The 16,578-nt window shown below is 53.0% G+C and carries 12 protein-coding genes and 1 tRNA gene; 6 read left to right on the top strand and 7 right to left on the bottom strand.

The window, feature by feature from the left end; genetic code table 11:
- Positions 1–9 precede the first annotated feature (9 nt).
- A complete protein-coding gene (locus AC5DDB_RS22780; RefSeq protein ID WP_491742057.1) occupies positions 10–1,737 on the bottom strand; it encodes an OprO/OprP family phosphate-selective porin in 1,728 nt (575 codons plus the stop codon).
- Positions 1,738–2,379: 642 nt separating this feature from the next.
- On the opposite strand from AC5DDB_RS22780, the gene AC5DDB_RS22775 reads away from it, so the two are divergent.
- A complete protein-coding gene (locus tag AC5DDB_RS22775) occupies positions 2,380–3,156 on the top strand; it encodes a TIGR01457 family HAD-type hydrolase (protein ID WP_491742056.1) in 777 nt (258 codons plus the stop codon).
- 200 nt (positions 3,157–3,356) lie between these two features.
- Here the strand turns inward: AC5DDB_RS22775 and AC5DDB_RS22770 are convergent, their stop codons facing one another.
- Positions 3,357–4,019: a hypothetical protein gene (locus AC5DDB_RS22770; RefSeq protein ID WP_491742055.1), complete on the bottom strand. Its 663-nt coding sequence runs from the start codon at positions 4,017–4,019 to the stop codon at positions 3,357–3,359.
- 123 nt (positions 4,020–4,142) lie between these two features.
- Positions 4,143–5,402, bottom strand: a complete 1,260-nt coding sequence (locus AC5DDB_RS22765) for a hypothetical protein (RefSeq protein WP_491742054.1) — start codon at positions 5,400–5,402, stop codon at positions 4,143–4,145.
- Between the two features lie 363 nt (positions 5,403–5,765).
- On the opposite strand from AC5DDB_RS22765, the gene AC5DDB_RS22760 reads away from it, so the two are divergent.
- The gene (locus AC5DDB_RS22760; protein ID WP_491742053.1) at positions 5,766–6,119 is read left to right on the top strand and encodes a hypothetical protein; all 354 of its coding nucleotides are present in this window, start codon (positions 5,766–5,768) and stop codon (positions 6,117–6,119) included.
- 605 nt (positions 6,120–6,724) lie between these two features.
- Here AC5DDB_RS22760 and AC5DDB_RS22755 read toward each other — a convergent pair.
- The 3 genes from AC5DDB_RS22755 to AC5DDB_RS22745 form a co-directional block, all read right to left on the bottom strand.
- Positions 6,725–7,435 (bottom strand): alpha/beta hydrolase, encoded by a 711-nt coding sequence (locus tag AC5DDB_RS22755; protein ID WP_491742052.1) that lies wholly within the window; start codon positions 7,433–7,435, stop codon positions 6,725–6,727.
- Positions 7,436–7,599: 164 nt separating this feature from the next.
- Entirely contained in the window at positions 7,600–8,469 is an 870-nt protein-coding gene (locus AC5DDB_RS22750; RefSeq protein WP_491742051.1) for a toll/interleukin-1 receptor domain-containing protein, read from the bottom strand.
- Between the two features lie 143 nt (positions 8,470–8,612).
- Positions 8,613–11,612 carry a vitamin B12-dependent ribonucleotide reductase gene (locus AC5DDB_RS22745; protein ID WP_491742050.1) on the bottom strand — a complete coding sequence of 1,000 codons (3,000 nt, stop codon included), beginning with the start codon at positions 11,610–11,612 and terminating at the stop codon, positions 8,613–8,615.
- Positions 11,613–12,287: 675 nt separating this feature from the next.
- Between AC5DDB_RS22745 and AC5DDB_RS22740 the strand changes: the two genes are divergently transcribed.
- The 3 genes from AC5DDB_RS22740 to AC5DDB_RS22730 are packed head-to-tail and all read left to right on the top strand — an operon-like array spanning position 12,288 to position 14,571.
- Positions 12,288–12,899 carry a hypothetical protein gene (locus AC5DDB_RS22740; RefSeq protein ID WP_491742049.1) on the top strand — a complete coding sequence of 204 codons (612 nt, stop codon included), beginning with the start codon at positions 12,288–12,290 and terminating at the stop codon, positions 12,897–12,899.
- Positions 12,896–13,627 (top strand): hypothetical protein, encoded by a 732-nt coding sequence (locus AC5DDB_RS22735; protein WP_491742048.1) that lies wholly within the window; start codon positions 12,896–12,898, stop codon positions 13,625–13,627. Before AC5DDB_RS22740 ends, AC5DDB_RS22735 begins: the two co-directional genes overlap by 4 nt.
- 17 nt (positions 13,628–13,644) lie before the next feature.
- Positions 13,645–14,571, top strand: a complete 927-nt coding sequence (locus AC5DDB_RS22730; RefSeq protein ID WP_491742047.1) for a DUF1559 domain-containing protein — start codon at positions 13,645–13,647, stop codon at positions 14,569–14,571.
- 56 nt (positions 14,572–14,627) lie between these two features.
- Here the strand turns inward: AC5DDB_RS22730 and AC5DDB_RS22725 are convergent, their stop codons facing one another.
- Positions 14,628–15,530: a DUF58 domain-containing protein gene (locus tag AC5DDB_RS22725; protein WP_491742046.1), complete on the bottom strand. Its 903-nt coding sequence runs from the start codon at positions 15,528–15,530 to the stop codon at positions 14,628–14,630.
- Between the two features lie 260 nt (positions 15,531–15,790).
- On the opposite strand from AC5DDB_RS22725, the gene AC5DDB_RS22720 reads away from it, so the two are divergent.
- Positions 15,791–15,864: transfer RNA gene (locus AC5DDB_RS22720), tRNA-Met, on the top strand.
- Positions 15,865–16,578: the final 714 nt, after the last annotated feature.

Raw genomic sequence — 16,578 nt, 5'->3', positions numbered from 1 at the left:
GGAACTGCTCTAGAAGTCGATTCGTGCTCGCAATCCGAGGGCTTCGTAATCCCCCTCGGTATAGATTTCATTGTCGACTTCGACCATTCGTTCGCTGATGTTCCCCCAAATGTAATTGAATTGGAGGTTAGCATTGGCGTTCCAGTACCAAACCATTCCCAACGTCAGCGACTCACCAACGCCACCGAAGATGTCTTCATCGGTGAGGTCGGCATACGAGTACCGAGCCGCGACTTGCCAGGCTCCCCAACCGCTATTGCCTTCGCCACAATTCCCGCTCAGCTGATCAGCCAAGTGAAAATTCTCGAAGGGCTTGATCCGCCCCAAGGTCCCGGTCTTTCGTTCCCAGGGCATGTGCTCGCCGGTCAGGAAATAGGCGGCGTAGATATATCCACCGTGTAGGAACACGTCCTTATCAATCCCCGGAGGAAGGATGACATCGGTCCGACTAACGGTATTGAACTGATATTCACCGACAATTTGTAACGGACCGAAGTTGACCACATGCTCCAAGGCGAGCAGGCGATACCAGTCGGCTCCCTCGATAATCCCGGTGTCGATCCAGCGACTCACAGTACGAGCTTCTGGTCGGTGACGAAATCGAGCTTCGTTCTCCGCTTGAACAGGGTTTGGATCGCCGTCCGGCTCCGCAAGTGTTCCTGCAATAGCCGCGTGAGCGTAGTACCGTCCGTCTGTGTCTTCATCCCACCAGTAAGTCGTCGCGAAACGCCCAGCAACTTCTCCCTGAAGATGGTCGCTAATGTATTGGCCTTCATCCTGAATCAGACGTTGGTTGAATACACCAAACCGCCAGTTGAACACTTCATCGTCCGAGACGCCATAAGACTCGATCCCCAAACGCCGAGCATCGATATTGAACGACTCGATAATAAAGGGTCGTTCAATGAACACGTTGTATCGGCTACTGTTCAAGTGATCCAGACCATAAGGACGCTTCTGGTTTCCGATCAACAGAGTCTGGAGAACCGGAAGATCCTCGAACCCGATCCACACATCGCGGAACTCGACATCGTTTCCACTCGCGAATTCCATTTCGATGCGGTAGTTCATTTGCTCTTCGACCTCACCCCGCACACCGAATCGCATCCGGCGAAAACCAAGCCGGTTTTGAGGTGTGAACCGAGGATCGCCATATTCGAAGACATTCACACCCGGCGAATCACCAGGATAGCCCCACGCATCGATATGAACTCGGCCTGCCACTTTCATGGTCGATTTGCTGGTCCCCGTCAGCACGAAACCATCCAAGTCGTTGTTCAAGGCCTTGATGATGCCGTCCTGCTCGTCGAGTCGCTTGGACAGATCGTCCAATTGATCCGAAAAGCTCTCGGAGTCCTCATCGGCGTCGTCCTCGGAGTCTGGTTCAAGTCCGGGGATGGCGTCTGGTTCGAAGTCGTTCGCCGTCGTGGCCCCAGGAGCAGGGGGGACGTGCTTGAGAAAATTGACAGGATGCCCAGGAAGCGAATCCACCTGAGCCGTGCCAGGCGATTCACTAGTGCCCATCAAAGTCGGCACTGGTTCGGGGCGATTCTCCAGTTCTTGAATACGTTGCTCGGCATTTTCGAGTCGCTCCAACAACTCCTGAACATTCAAACCGTACGGCTGGGCAGGGGTCAAGTCCTGTGCACAGACCGTCGATCGTCCAATGAAGCCGGTCACGGCGATAATCGCGAACAAGAGGTGACGACCTGGAACGCAAGGTAAAGTCTGCCTCATGAATTGAATCCCTAACTGCAGTAATCTCTGACCCGATTTCGGCACAACTGGCAAATTCCATACAAGCCGATTCTTTTACCATATCGGCCAATTACAGAACCTCGGCCAGACATTCATAAATTCTTAACCAAAATCAATTTAACTCTGAGCGTTCTTACACCCGAATAGGCCGCCACCGCACAAAAAGGTCACCAATTCCCACTCAACGCGTCCTCAAACACTCGAACCCTTCGCGAATTCTGCCCGAGTGCTTCAAAAAGGCTCAAGTATCCCCTTACGAACGGAGCGGAATGCGTGGGCAACCGAAGTCCGTCCGCTTGCTACCGCGAATCTCGATTTCGAAGCGGGACCCGCCCGAGAATTGCGCAGTGTCATCCGCCAAACGCGAATCGTGGACTTTCACCCGCGTACCGATGGGGTGTGTTCGAACTTCTAAGTGATGACGGAATCACTGCTTGCGTTCGCAACGCATAAATTCACAGAAATGGGTTATGGTTCGGTACAACGATTGCAAAACGACGAACATCACGAGCGCTAGACAGACCATGAGCATGTTCGCTGCTTGGTGTTGCTGCGAGGGCAAGAAGTCACGATTCAGTGAACCACCCAGTGAACATGCTCACGCATAGAGGATGAATTTTGATGGCCGAAGGCTACTTGATCGACATGGATGGAGTGATCTACCGTGGGAGTGAGTTAATTCCCGGTGCAGACCGATTTATCAATCATCTGCTCGATAACGACATCCCGTTTCTGTTCCTAACGAACAACAGTCAACGAACGCGACGAGATGTCGCCAAGAAACTGGACCGGATGGGAATTTCGGTCCCTGAGTCGCACGTCTACACATGTGCCATGGCAACAGCAAGATTCTTGGCACAGCAAAAGCCGAATGGAACTGCGTACGTCATCGGCGAAGGAGGGCTGTTACAAGCATTGCACCTCAACGGTTACGCAATCGTCGACCATGACCCGGACTATGTGGTCGTCGGGGAGGGCCGTGCCTTCAACTTCGAGATGCTCGAAACCGCGGTTCAAATGATTTCGCAAGGGGCGAAACTCATTGCCACAAACATGGACCCCAACTGCCCCACGCAGAATGGACTTCGTCCCGGATGTGGAGCAATTGTCGCGACCTTGGAGGCTGCAACCGGTCGCAAGGCGTTTAGCGTCGGCAAACCGAGCCCAATCATGATGCGGGCAGCTCAAACGGAACTGGGGCTGGATGTTGACGAGACCATCATGATCGGCGACACCATGGAAACCGACATCCTGGGCGGTCTACAAGTTGGTTACCGCACAATCTTGGTTCTAAGTGGCGGAACGTCGGAAGAAGACTTAGTGAACTTCACGTACCGTCCCGACGAGGTCGTCGGTTCCGTTGCCGAACTCGTCGATAATGCATTGTGCGTTGTCTAACGTAATGGTTGCGATTCGATTGCAAGTCCACCGTTTCTAACAGATGCCTAATGAGCGAACACGTTGCAGTTGCCATGAATTTCGGCAACTGCAACGTGTTTTAACTCGGCACTGTCTTATAGGTACCTAGAATATAGGCTGTTTTTATCTCGGCAGTGTTGAAAAACGAGATAGAGTTTACTAGTCGCCTGAGACCACATTTAGTTCGGATAGGTCAAGACCTGGCGAATCGGTCTTTTGATTAGTTGGGCAATCATCGAGCCCAATACGATAAGGGCCAGACCACCCACGATGATCGACATCCAAGTCGGTCCGATCTTATAGCCCACCCAATTCAGCAAATTTTTCATACCCGATCGCCGCCCGGTTGCCTCATAGTTTGGTTCACAAATTGTCGTAAACCAAATTAGAAATCCGCCAATAACGCCAATCACCGCCAGGACAAACAACGGCGATTGCATGACCGACCAGGCATCCGCTTCCTCTTCACTCTCCACGCCGCCTAGGTGCTCCTTGATCGCGTCGAAAACCAACGCTTGTTCTTTTCCTTCGGGCACTTTGATTTTCTGCTGACTTTGATCAAACAACGCCAACTGATTCAACTGCGGCGTATAAGTCGCCTTTGCAAGTTCGCTAGCCGATAGGGATTGGACTTTCGGGTGCTCCTGCAACAATGAAGACGCATCGTTCGGCGAACTCTCCGCCGCCACGACAATCTTCTGCCACTCCTTATAATCCTTCACCTTGAGCACCAATAGAATCCCTTCGCTGGAAACATGGGCCATATGATATTTCTTGTCGTCACCGATTCCTTCTTCCCACGAGACGAATGTCCCGACTGTTGAATGCGTAGAACCTGTCATAGATGGAGCGCTCCGATTTGAGACGAGATTGGAATTCCACGTTCCCAAAAACGAAGCGCAGTTTCAACAAGAAATTTTGAAACGTGACGAAAAGCAGCATTGACCAGTTGGAACCAGGTATTCTTAGGTCTTCCAGTACCATGATTCGTTCGGCACGGAATACTTGACATTCATTTCGGGTGTGTCGATGCGTTTCTGTCCCGCATGTAGGGACGTCATGCCACCAATGACCATGCCCGATGTCAGCAACGTACGCTCCACCGGATAATTCGTACGACGATGCAAAAACAAGTCTTCCATGTGACGCGTCAACGGATTGAAAAAATCAGCCGTCGTCGATCCGCGATTGGGCATGGGAAGATACATTTGGCAAGAGAACACTTTGTCCTCTTTTTCCAAGTACCCGGCATAGTTGAAGTCGCGAATCTCGGTCAGGAAAATCGTCGTCCGAAAGCCGTCACAGTGTTCGACAAAATATGCGGTCGTGTCCGGTTGATTTCGTTTGAACCATTCATAACTCACAGGCTTCGTCGGGAACCCTCCTTCAACCGGTAAGTTGTGACTACGATTCAGTGCAGAAACTAGTAGTCGTCGTGTTAACTCACGATCGATTTTCTCTAACAGTTCCCAAAGTTTCTCGCCGCGAACAGCATGCACACTTTGCACACCCACTTCACCGCCGCGTCTTCGTTCAGACATACACTGAGCAGTCTCTAAGGCATGGAAGTCATAACTATCGACGAGTCCGTACGCGACGCACACACTTTCTTTTAAGTCTGAATTCCAAGGCATCTCGACTGCTGGAAACCGTCGTGTGACCGGCAACGATGAACCTGCCAGAAATGGAAAATCCAACCGACGACTATCACGAACCATCTCCACACATTCCTCCCAAGATGTCGACAAATGCTTGTCATTGAATATCGGTACCGAACGCTGAGACTGTTCGAAGACTTTGACACACTCCTGAAACCAGTCATAACGTGGGTATCGAGTCTGCCCGAGTTCTGTCGTCGGGTAATCGCCGTGCTCGCCGATAAGTACCACCCCATCGACAGCGAGTGAGCTCGAACCAAGTGTCAGAGCATCAACAACTGAGGGATAGAGTTTTAATCCATACTTCTTGACTCGACTATGACCCAAGTCGTCGCTTGGAAACTGATCGATATAGACACTAGCAACTTCAACGCGTGGTTCTTGCCAACGCCCGTCCCAGGTATAGCCCAACGACAAGCGATCCAGAAAATGCTGGGCATGCGAATGTTGGCGGACGACTGTCCCGAGGAATGCGATTCGCGGTTTCCGTCGTTCGGCTCCGAATGCGGAAAATGTCGGCAGCACACATCCGCCAGCAACAGACATCAAGAAATCACGACGACGCATCGAACAAACCTCGTTTCCGAATCACAGAATCCACCCTGGCCGAGCGTACGCAGGATATCGCCCAAAGCATAAACAAGCATTTATCAGAACACGCCGCCCGTCATTCTGCAAGTCAAAGCTCGAGCGAAGAGTCAGACTGTGCCTGACCTCCGGCGAACTAGTCAATAAGTCCCGAAGGCTGTGTTAGGAAAACGTGACCCAGCATTCGATACAGCATTGAAATGTCAGAAAGCTAGGTGACGAGCCGGCCTACATTGCTATTGCAATGTTGCATACGCATATCGTTTGGCTCGCGATTTGCTACCCAGTTCTGCGAAATGGGATTCTCCCATGCCAATTTCATTCGAAATGAGGAACACGACCATGGCACACACAGACTACACCTATACGGACGATGAATTGTCTTCCTGGGAACGCATCAAGAAAGCGTTTGCGAACGACTGGGAGCAAACCAAGGCGGATTTCGGTTCCGATGAAGCTCGCGACATGGATCAGGATGTCGATGATACCCTGAAACAAGCGGTCGGAGCGGACGACGCCTTTGAAAATCGCGAGCAGGCATTTCGGTTTGGCCACGTGGCTCATCAGCGATATCACAACGATTTCGACCAATGGAACGACGATTTAGATCAGCGTCTCCGTCAAGAATACCCCGGTGACTACGACCAAGACCGCCCCTATATCCGGCATGCCTACGTGTACAAGTACGATCGGTAAGGGCGAGGAACCCAAGCCCGCCGGTCCGGAACGGCTGAACCTAATCAAGCCAGCCTGGCCGAAAAACGGTCACACGCGACGTGCCAGCCGAGAGGACAAATTCGAATCCAATAGAATCTTTTCGAACTCTCACATCACTTTAATCACCCAAGCCGTGACTTGATCGGCTTGGGTGATTTCGTTGAATCAGTCTTGGAGTTTGGTGTAACGGCAATCGTAGGGGGCGTCGTGACGCACCCCTTCAAGGGACGTGTTCTCAACAAAGGTGCATTGTAACCCACCCTATGACTTGAGTCAGGCACAGCCTGACCTACCTTGTTGGCTATTTTCGACGCGGGCCAAGAGGCTGCATGAACGACATCAAAAGTAACAGGAATCCGACACCAAATCCCCACGGCCAAACTTGACCTCGATAAGCCATATAGGCTGAGATCCCCAAAACCAATGCCGCACTTCCAAACTTGATCCATTTGGGAAGAAAAGTCCATTGGTCTAACACAACAAGCCTCTTCCGCTATATGTGACAAAGCAGTAGGTCAGGCTGTGCCTGACATCGAGAACACAAGCACCCCGAATTCGTCAGGCACAGCCTGACCTACAGGGACTTAGCCATTTAACAGGGTTGTCAAAGAGCTTGGCAAATCCCGTTTCCAGCTTGCGATTGTGTGGCCGCCCTCGAATTCTTCATACGAGACGAGATGACCCTTCGCTAGCAGTGCTTCACAAGTGGCTTGATTCGCTTTCAGCTGAGATGTTCGCTGAATGAGATTCATGCCATGCTCGACATAGTCCTGCGTTTCCTCGGTTCCGCAGGTGATGCGAAAACGCTTAGACGCACTGGTTGAACGTTTGACGTCCTCAATGAAACAGCAGTCGTCCCACCAAAATGAGGCCGACTGGCAAAGTGCCCCCGCGAAGTTTTGAGGGCGTGTCAACACGGCATGAGCGGCAGCTAGGCCGGTGAGACTCAAGCCACCAAGATAACAGGGCACCGATTGATCAGAGATGGAGAATCGTTGCCACGCCCATGGCTTGATTTCCCGGCTGAGGAACTCGGCAAACGCCGACTGACAGAACGAATTCATCCACCGCGTCGCGACATCGAGGTGTGATACATAGACCACCGCGGTCGATGGAATCAAAGATTGAGTCTGCAGATTCGCAATCAGTTCGGAAGCCGCGATATGGTCAATGTAGTATTCACCATCGAGCAATATCAGCATCGCCTCGGGCGAATCAGATACTAGCGTCGGCTGAACCCACAATGGTCGCAGCTCGCTCAAAATCCGACTCTCAATCACCGTCGTTTCAATCATCGAAAACAAGCTTGGTTCCGGTGTGTCTTAGTAGGAAGAAAGGTCCATTGGTCTAACACAACAAGCCATTCCCGCTGCATGTGACGAAGTAGTAGGTCAGGCTGTGCCTGACATCGAGAACACGAGTACCTCAAATTCGTCAGGCACAGCCTGACCTACAGGGACTAAAAAGGAACGCCTTCATCGTAGTCCCCGAAGTTAGTCGCATCTTCATTTCGGTCATTTGAATCATTATTCAAAACAACTAGAGTCTCTTGGTGCAACTCAAGTTGCTCCCATCCAGAAAGTGTGATTTTTACTAGGTAGTATAGATCACCATCTCTATCTTCTTTCGAAATCATCTCAAGCAACCCCAGACGACACAGCTTTGCCATCGCGATTTTCAACGCGAAGTTGGTGAACCCGGCTTTGACGTATTCTCGTGGCAATGCGCGGGAATACACGTACGCTTCCGGTACATCCACTTCCTCTGCAATCGTTACTAATGCTGCGAGTTCATGAGGTTTAAGGTCATTGTCAAAAGAGTGTTCTGTCCGCTGTTCAAAGTTTGCAATCTCTTCTGACGTGTTTTCGTATATCTTGACCGCCTTAGCAAAATCATCAATTGGCACGTTTTCCGGCACTCCACAGCCAATTGACTTAGCCAATACCGGAAGAATTTGTTTGATTCGAGCACTGTCAGTTGCAACAACGGCTTGGAGAAAGCAAAGGGGCTTTGGGAGTTTGTCTGGAAACATCCCAGAGTGACAGAAGGGTATGACTGGAACATCACGAACGTATCCAGCTCCAGCTTCGAAGTTGATCCACGGCCTAGCAACAGACCTCGGACTAGCAATGATGATTTCGACTGCGCAGTCTTGGAGAGCCTGAGTAATTCGACTTAGCCATTTCTCTCCAGCAGGTAAACTTCGCGGATCTGACGATACAAATACATCAATCATGCCTAAAAAAGCTTGGTCAAGAAGCTTTTTTAGGGCGATCGCAATCTCGCGCTCTTCATTAATATGGGAAATGAAAACACATTTCTTTTCCATAATGTCGTACCTACAGATATGGAGAGTAATCCGTAAGAGTTGGCTGGGTTAGTAATCGTAGGGTGCGTCGTGACGCACCACTGTGAAAGGCGTTTTTCGACAATGGTGCGTTGCAACGCACCCTACGACTTTGGTTCTATTACTTAACTACAGCCCATTGAGTTGCCGCAGTTGTGGCATAGGTAGCAGTTACCGTTGCGGACTGTGATGGCTCCGCAGTTGTCGCAGGTGGGGGCGTCGGATTGGAAGCGGGCGAATTGTTCGCTGCGGTTGCTGTCCGGGGCGGCTAGGCTTTCGCGTTCGATCGTGAGCGTGGCGGCGGGTTCGGGTTTGGGACCATGTCCGTTGCCGTTTCCATTGCCATTCCCGTTACCGTTCGCCTTGGGACTACTCGATTTTTTGATGCCGCTGAGTTCGCGGTTGATCGCCTTTTCGATGTAGTTCTGCACGGCGGCGGGGGTATCGGGCACTTCTTCGGCGGAGACGTCGCGGTTGGGTGTGTTCGCTTCGCGATAACCGGCGAGGAATTGAATGCCCATCCAACGGTAGATGTAGTCCACCACGCTTTTCGCCTGCGGGATGTCTGGGTTGCCGGTCCAGCCGGAGGGCTCGAATCGCATGTGCGTGAACTTGTTGATCAGCACTTCGAGTGGCACACCATACTGCAGAGACATACTGGTGAGCGTACCGATGGTGTCCATCAAACCGCCGATGGTGGAACCTTCCTTCGCCATCGTGACAAACAACTCGCCCGGCGTGCCGTCTTCGAACAAGCCGACGGTGATGTAACCCTCGTGTCCGCCTACGCTGAACTTGTGCGTGATGCTCTGCCGAGTTGCAGGCAACCGACGTCGCACGATCTTGCGAGCCGATTCGAAGTCGACCGGAGCCGGTGCAGCCGGTTTGGCTTCCTCGGCTTTCTTGCCTTCCTTCTTCTTGGTGTTGAGTGGTTGCGATTGCTTGGAACCGTCGCGGTAGATGGCAAGAGCTTTGAGCCCCATCTTCCAACCGGCCTTGTAGGCTTCTTCGATGTCCTCGACGGTGGAGTCGGCGGGCATGTTGACGGTTTTCGAGATGGCCCCCGAAAGGAATGGCTGAGCAGCGGCCATCATCGTGACGTGAGCCAACCACTGAATGCTGCGGGTGCCGTTCGCGGGTTTGAAGGCACAGTCGAAGACGGGCAGGTGCTCGTCCTTCAGATCGGCGGCACCTTCGATGGTGTCGTGCTCGTCGATGTAAGCCACGATCCGGTCGATGGCGGCTTGGCTGTAGCCTAAGTTCTCAAGAGCCATCGGCACGGTGCGGTTGACGATCTTCATCATCCCGCCGCCGGCAAGTTGCTTGTACTTGACGAGGGCGATGTCCGGCTCGATGCCGGTCGTATCGCAGTCCATCATAAATGCGATGGTGCCGGTCGGTGCGAGCACGGTCGCTTGTGCGTTTCTGTAGCCATATTTTTCACCGCTGGCGACGACGGCATCCCAGACGTTCTTCGCAGCGTCGCGGAGATAGTCGGGGCAGGAGGGGTGAATCTCATTGACGGCATCGCGGTGCATCCGCATGACATCGAGGAACGGCTCGGCGTTGCGTTGGTAATCCTCGAACGGCCCCATGTGACCGGCGATTTCGCTGCTGGTGAGATACGCTTGGCCGTTGAGCAGGGCGGTGAGGGCACCGCACAAACCGCGACCTTCATCGCTGTCGTAAGCGTAGCCCATCGACATAATCAAGCTGCCCAGGTTCGCATAACCGAGACCAAGTGGCCGATAGATGTGGCTGTTGAGCGCGATCCTCTCGGTTGGGTAGCTGGCGTGATCGACGAGGATTTCCTGAGCAGTAATGAAGATCGCACAGGCTCGGCGGAAACGTTCCACGTCGAAAGTGCCGTCTTCTTTGACGCACTTCTTGAGGTTGATACTCGCCAGGTTACAGGCGGAGTCGTCGAGGAACATGTACTCGCTACACGGGTTCGACGAGTTGATCGGAGCCGTGTTTTTGCAGGTGTGCCACTTTTGAATCGTGTCTTCATACTGCACACCGGGATCACCACAGTACCACGTGCCCGAAGCGATTTCGTGCATCAGATAAGAGGCATCGTATTCCGGGCCGGCAACGTTCGGATCGGTGACCCAACGCGTGGTCCATTTGCCACCCGCTTCCAGCGTCATCATGAAGCGATCGCTGAGGCGGACCGAGAAGTTGGAGTTCTGGAACATGATCGAACCGTACGCTTCGCCATTGAAGCTGGAATCGTATTCGCCGGAGTCGATCAGTGTGCGGGCTTTGTTTTCTTCGTTGGTCTTGGCTTGGATGAATTCGAGGACATCGGGGTGCCAGTCTTTGAGGGTCTCCATCTTAGCGGCTCGACGGGTCTTGCCACCGCTTTTGACGACCGCACCGATCTGGTCGTAAACCCGCATGAAGGACAGCGGACCCGACGGTTTGCCACCGCCCGAGAGCTTTTCCCGGCTCGAGCGGATGGTGCTGTTGTCCGTTCCCGTACCGGAGCCGAACTTGAACAACATGCCCTCGGCTCGCGCACGATCGAGGATGGAATCCATGTTGTCGTCAACAGATTGAATGAAGCACGCCGACCCTTGTGGGTACTCGTAAGACGACGGTGCCCGCTCGACTTGCTTGGTCTGCTTGTTGAAGAAGTAGTTGCCGATGCTGCCTTTGATGCCGTACTCGTGAAACAGTCCGACGTTGAACCACACCGGCGAGTTGAACGCCCCGTGCTGATGAACGCACAGCCAGGCGAGTTCTTTGTAGAAGTTCTCGGCGTCGGCATCGGAGGCGAAATAGCCGTCGGCTTTGCCCCAGTCTGCGATGGTGCGAGCGACGCGGTGAACAACCTGTCGCACGCTGGTTTCCCGTTCGTCAGTGCCGGGTTCGCCGTAAAAGTACTTGCTGACAACAACATTCGTCGCCAGCGGCGACCAAGACTTGGGCACTTCGCAGTCGGTTTGCTCGAAGATCAGCTCGCCGTTTTCATCCTTGATTTGAGCGGTTCGCTTATCCCATTCGACAGTCTCGAACGGATCAACCCCTTCCGGACAGAAATATGGCTCCACACGTTGGGCAGATGCCTGAGAGTTTGAGGATTCGACGGAAGCGACAGGGGAATCCGACTGAAATTGCATGAGAGATCCTTCAGTGCAATAAAGCAAAGGGGTGAAATGGCTATTGTGAAGAATTTGCGAATCCGTCAGCGGCTCGATTATGGAATGTCGAGGCGTCGGTGTCCGTCCCAAACGTGTTGCAGCCTGCAAAGCATTCACATTCCATTCACAATCTCGACAAGATTGTTCTCAGGAATGGACCACAATCACTGGGTAAAGTTATCAACAAGATACCCACATGTTGTGTTGACTTCATCCTCTCACATCTCGTCCAATCTTTCAACATTAGCTGACAGAATCTTCACAAAGATTGAGCGTCGCGAACGAGCCGCTCACCGCAAAACGGTCGTGTCGGCCAAGAGATCTGCAGACATTCAAATTTTTAGGCTGCAGAAAAATTTTTTGAGTCAGACTCAAACGCCCGACAAGACCCCACACCGATGCCTCCAACGATACATCTAAACACTCCTAAATCCGAGTCAAATCTTGACCTTGTCGGAAGTCAAACAAGCGACATGAGATACGCCCATTCGCCGACTGCCGTTGTCTAGTTGCCTCACATCAACCCCCTGCGATAGGTCCTTAAAAATCACAGCACACATTCCGGTTTCCCCTGGCGAAATCGCCTCTAGAGTTGCAATGCTATGCCATTTGGTTAGACTGCGTGCTCATAGCTTGTCGCCAAGGAGTTCGCCGATGGATTCACTACGACTACCAATGAACCCCACCGTACAACGGGCAACACGTTTGCCCTCGAAGACGGAAGACTGGGCAGCGATTGTGGATCATCTCCTGCTGGTTGGTTTCGGTGTGTTGGCTGCGACGTTCACGATCCTGGCAGACTTCAACTTGCGTGTTCCGGGTCATGCGATTTTGCGGGTCGTGTTGCCATTCGCTTGTGGACTGGCCTTCGTTCCACGACACGGGGCGGGTTCGGTGATGGGGTTGGGAGCGATTCTCGGGGCAAGTGCCTGGATCGGAATTGGTCACCGAGAACTTGGTGTCGGTGCGATGACGAGTTTGGTACTGACCGGCCCGATTATGGATGTCATGATGCGAAGTACGAAACCGCACCAATCGCTTTACTGGCGGATGGCGCTCGCCGGTTTTCTCGCCAATGCGGGGGCGTATCTTGTGCGTGGCGGTTTCAAATGGATCGAATCGCCAGGAGCCGGCAAACCATTGTTAGCTGCATGGGGTGGCAAAGCCCTGGTGACATACAGTTTGTGTGGGTTGCTCGCCGGCTTGGTGAGTGCATTTGTCATATTCCGCTGGCACACCGATTCAGCCACGGATACGCAGTTATGACCGGCCAATTATTTCTGGTCGGCGTGGACGACACCGACACGCTCACGTCGCCAGGCACGAATCGGCTGGTGAAAGAAATCGTCGAGGAACTTGCTGACCGTTTCTCATGTAAGCTGATTCTTCGGCATCAACTGCTTGACGACCCGCGAGTGCCATACACAAGCCAGAACGGCTCCGCTTCGATCTGGCTAAGAGCAACAAACCACGCCATTGCCAATACTTCCACAGAAGATTTGCTTGATGAACTGCGAGACCGAATGCGTACTGGACTGCGGGACCGCTTTGTCTGCGGTAGCGATCCGGGGCTAGTCGTCACAACGACGGTGCCAAGACCAGTGATTGAATTCGGCCGTCGCTGCCAACGCGAGTTGGTCTCGCAAGCAGAAGCCCGTGCGGTCGCGGAATCATGTGAATTGGTTTTGGAAGGCCTCGGTGGAACGAACGATGGCGTTATCGGAGCCTTAGCCGCAATCGGATTGGCCGCCACGCGATCGGACGGACGTATTGTTCGACTGGGCAACCGTCTCGATGAAATTTCCGGTCAGCAACCGATTGCGGAAATCCGCAGCCGAGGTGTCCGGGTTCAGGAAATCACGACTCGACAGACCATTCAAAGCGGCACGGTCGATGTTGGCAAAAAACTGCGTGCAAACCTACGGGATGGACAACCGACTTTGTTCGTTACTGTCAACGGCCCCGGAAGTTGGCAAGCGTTAAAACTCCCCTGATGACTTGAAGATCGAATATGGTCCAGCCAGGAAAAATCGACGTGCGACGCGGATTCACGCTGATCGAATTGTTAGTCGTGATCGCGATCATCGCGATTCTGATTGCCTTACTGCTCCCGGCGGTCCAGCAAGCCCGGGAAGCAGCCCGGCGAGCACAGTGTAAGAACAACCAGAGACAACTCGGTTTAGCCATCCATAATTACCAAGGTACGTACAATCAGTTTCCGACGGGAGTGCTAGGAACTTCCGGCACACCGACCGCCAGCGAACCCTTGCACACTTGGGGCACGTTGATTTTGCCGTTCGTCGAACAAAACAATCTGCACGATTCCTACAACTTCGGCGTGGCTTTCGACGATGCAAGCAATGCCGATGAAGTGATCGTCAAAATCCCGACTTACCTCTGCCCGTCGCAACCGGAAGACGACATTGTCGACAATTTATATGGCCCGAATCACTACGCGGGAAACGCGGGGGTAACGCCCGGAGCGGACGACGGAATGTTGTTCCCAATGTCGTCAATCAGCTTCCGCAACATCACCGACGGGACATCGAACACGCTTGCAGCGGGTGAACTGTCTTTCGAATTTGGCGGCTGGGCTCGCGGAGCGTATGGCGGCAGCTCTGGTGGTAGCGGAGGAGGAAGTGGTAGTGGAGGAGGTTCTGGTGGTGGAAGCGGTGGAGGAGGTGGGCAGGGGTTCGCTCGTGGGGTGTTGCGTTGGTGGAAAGCCAGCCCCAACTGTGCAGTCGCCGGGCTCAACCCGCGACCGTCAACATGCTCGAACAACTCGGAGCAGCGATTCCAGTTTTCCAGCCCACATCCTGGCGGGGTCCATTTCACGTTCGCCGATGGCCACGCAACGTTTCTCAGCGAGAGTATCAACATCGACACCCTCCGTGCCCTCGTCACCCGCAACGGCAGCGAAGTCATCCCCGAGTACTAAAGCCCCCACGCCTAGAACTCCTAATCCCTAATCCCTAATCCCTAATCCCCAACTCCTCACCGAATCCGTTCTCGCCGCCGCGTAAGAATAGAGCGAAGAGCGATATCCAACGGCCAATCCGTCCGCACGAAGACATAGTCCATGTGCAGATTTCTGCAGCCCACTCGAACCTGGGAAAGGAAATCGTTGAACTCTTCTTGATAGGCTTTCTTCAAAGCTTTCGGATCGGTCATCTGCTGACCGGACTGCTCAAGCCCTTTGAAAAGAGTGGGATCTTCGAACGGAAAATCCTGTTCTGCAGGGTCGATGATATGCAACACACTGACGTCGTGTCGCCGATGACGAAAATGCTTCAGACCCAATAGCAGTGATTCTGGATCGTCAAACAAATCGCTCAACAAAATGACCAACCCGCGTTTGCGGATACGTTCCGCAAGACTGTGCAAAATCGGCCCCAATGCGGTTTCCCCCGCAGCTGGAGCGGCTTCTAAGAGATGCAACACGTGCTTCAGATGTGACGGTTGGCTAGACGCCCGTAGAAAATTCGAGACGTCACGGTCGAAAGTGGCTAAACCAACCGCGTCTTGTTGCTGAACAACCAACCACGCCAGAGCTGCCGAAAGATGCCGAGCGTACTCCAATTTCGACATCGCCGCGTTTTCCGAGCGGTACTGCATCGATTCGCTCGTATCCGCAAGCAACCAGCAGGAAAAATTCGTTTCCTGCTCGTACTGCTTAAGGTAAATACGGTCGCTTTTGCCGTAAACTTTCCAGTCCACATACCGCAAATCGTCCCCAGCCACATACTCCCGGTGCTCCGCAAACTCCACCGAAAACCCATGGAACGGACTCTGGTGAGCCCCCGAGACGTACCCCTCGACAATCATCCGTGCCTTAAGATCCAATCCTTTCAGCCGGGCTAATGTGGCTGGATCCAGATAATTCGGTGATTCTGCCATACAAGTGCCTCGAAGACCTAAAAATTCGCGAACCGAACCCGTTCAGACGTTCTCCAACCAAGCCCGAATGCAAATTGGGCGGCCGGTAAGAAAATCTAAGAACAAAAACCGGCCAGATGTTTGCCCGACTGCACGGGATCCACTATACTTCGCTTTCCTTCAACCGAATCGATCTAGTTCAAGCAGAGATTGTACCAGGTTGAGGGGCAGCACCGAAATTGTGACAGCAAAAACCGTCACAATTTCACGCAAACACATTTGGCGGTGTAGCTCAGTTGGTTAGAGCAGCGGAATCATAATCCGCGTGTCGGGGGTTCGAGTCCCTCCACCGCTACCTGCACAGATGACACGAAGTGCCCTGGATGGTCAAACACTGACTTTTCCAGGGTTTTCGTGTTTTGTGTCTCTGCTTGACCGCCCCCGGCGTGCACTGACTGCGTCGGATTTTGCGTCGCTTTTCGAAGTGCTCGTCGGTCACTTGGAGGTAGTGTTTCGCAGCGACCGTCTTCGAGTTCCCGATCCACTCGCACACAACATGAAGCGGATACTCCACGGCTAATTCCGTCTCTCGCGTGGATCGCGGATTCTGAAACAGTTTCGGCCCACCGGAATAGACTTTCGCGCGGTTCAACGGACCGGGAACAACCAAACATTGAACTGCGGCCTGCGGGATCTTCGCTGCAATCCCTAACGCCGCAATTGTTGTCGAGAAGCTGCAGCCTCCTGATGAGGCGAATCCGGCAGGCACACTTTGCAGAAGACTGTATCAAGAAAACGAGAACTGGTTCAGTCGACCGTTGAAATTCGATGCCACGTTTAACTGTTGATAGGACGCAACTACTTGAAATTTCCGTGATCGAAACGGATACTCCTGAACAGATCGTTAGTTTGGTTCTGGTAACAAACATGAATCCGGTGATACACAGCCAAGCTGTCTTCTATGCATCTGGAATCAGCCGTCCCCAGAACGGGAGTTCGCCCCTGTCATCATTGGCATGAGTCGTCGGTTTCCAAGGCAATTCGCACCGCAGCCCGCCAGAGCGATATC

This window comes from Thalassoroseus sp., assembly GCF_984380535.1.
This window is presented reverse-complemented; position numbering and strand designations above follow the sequence as displayed.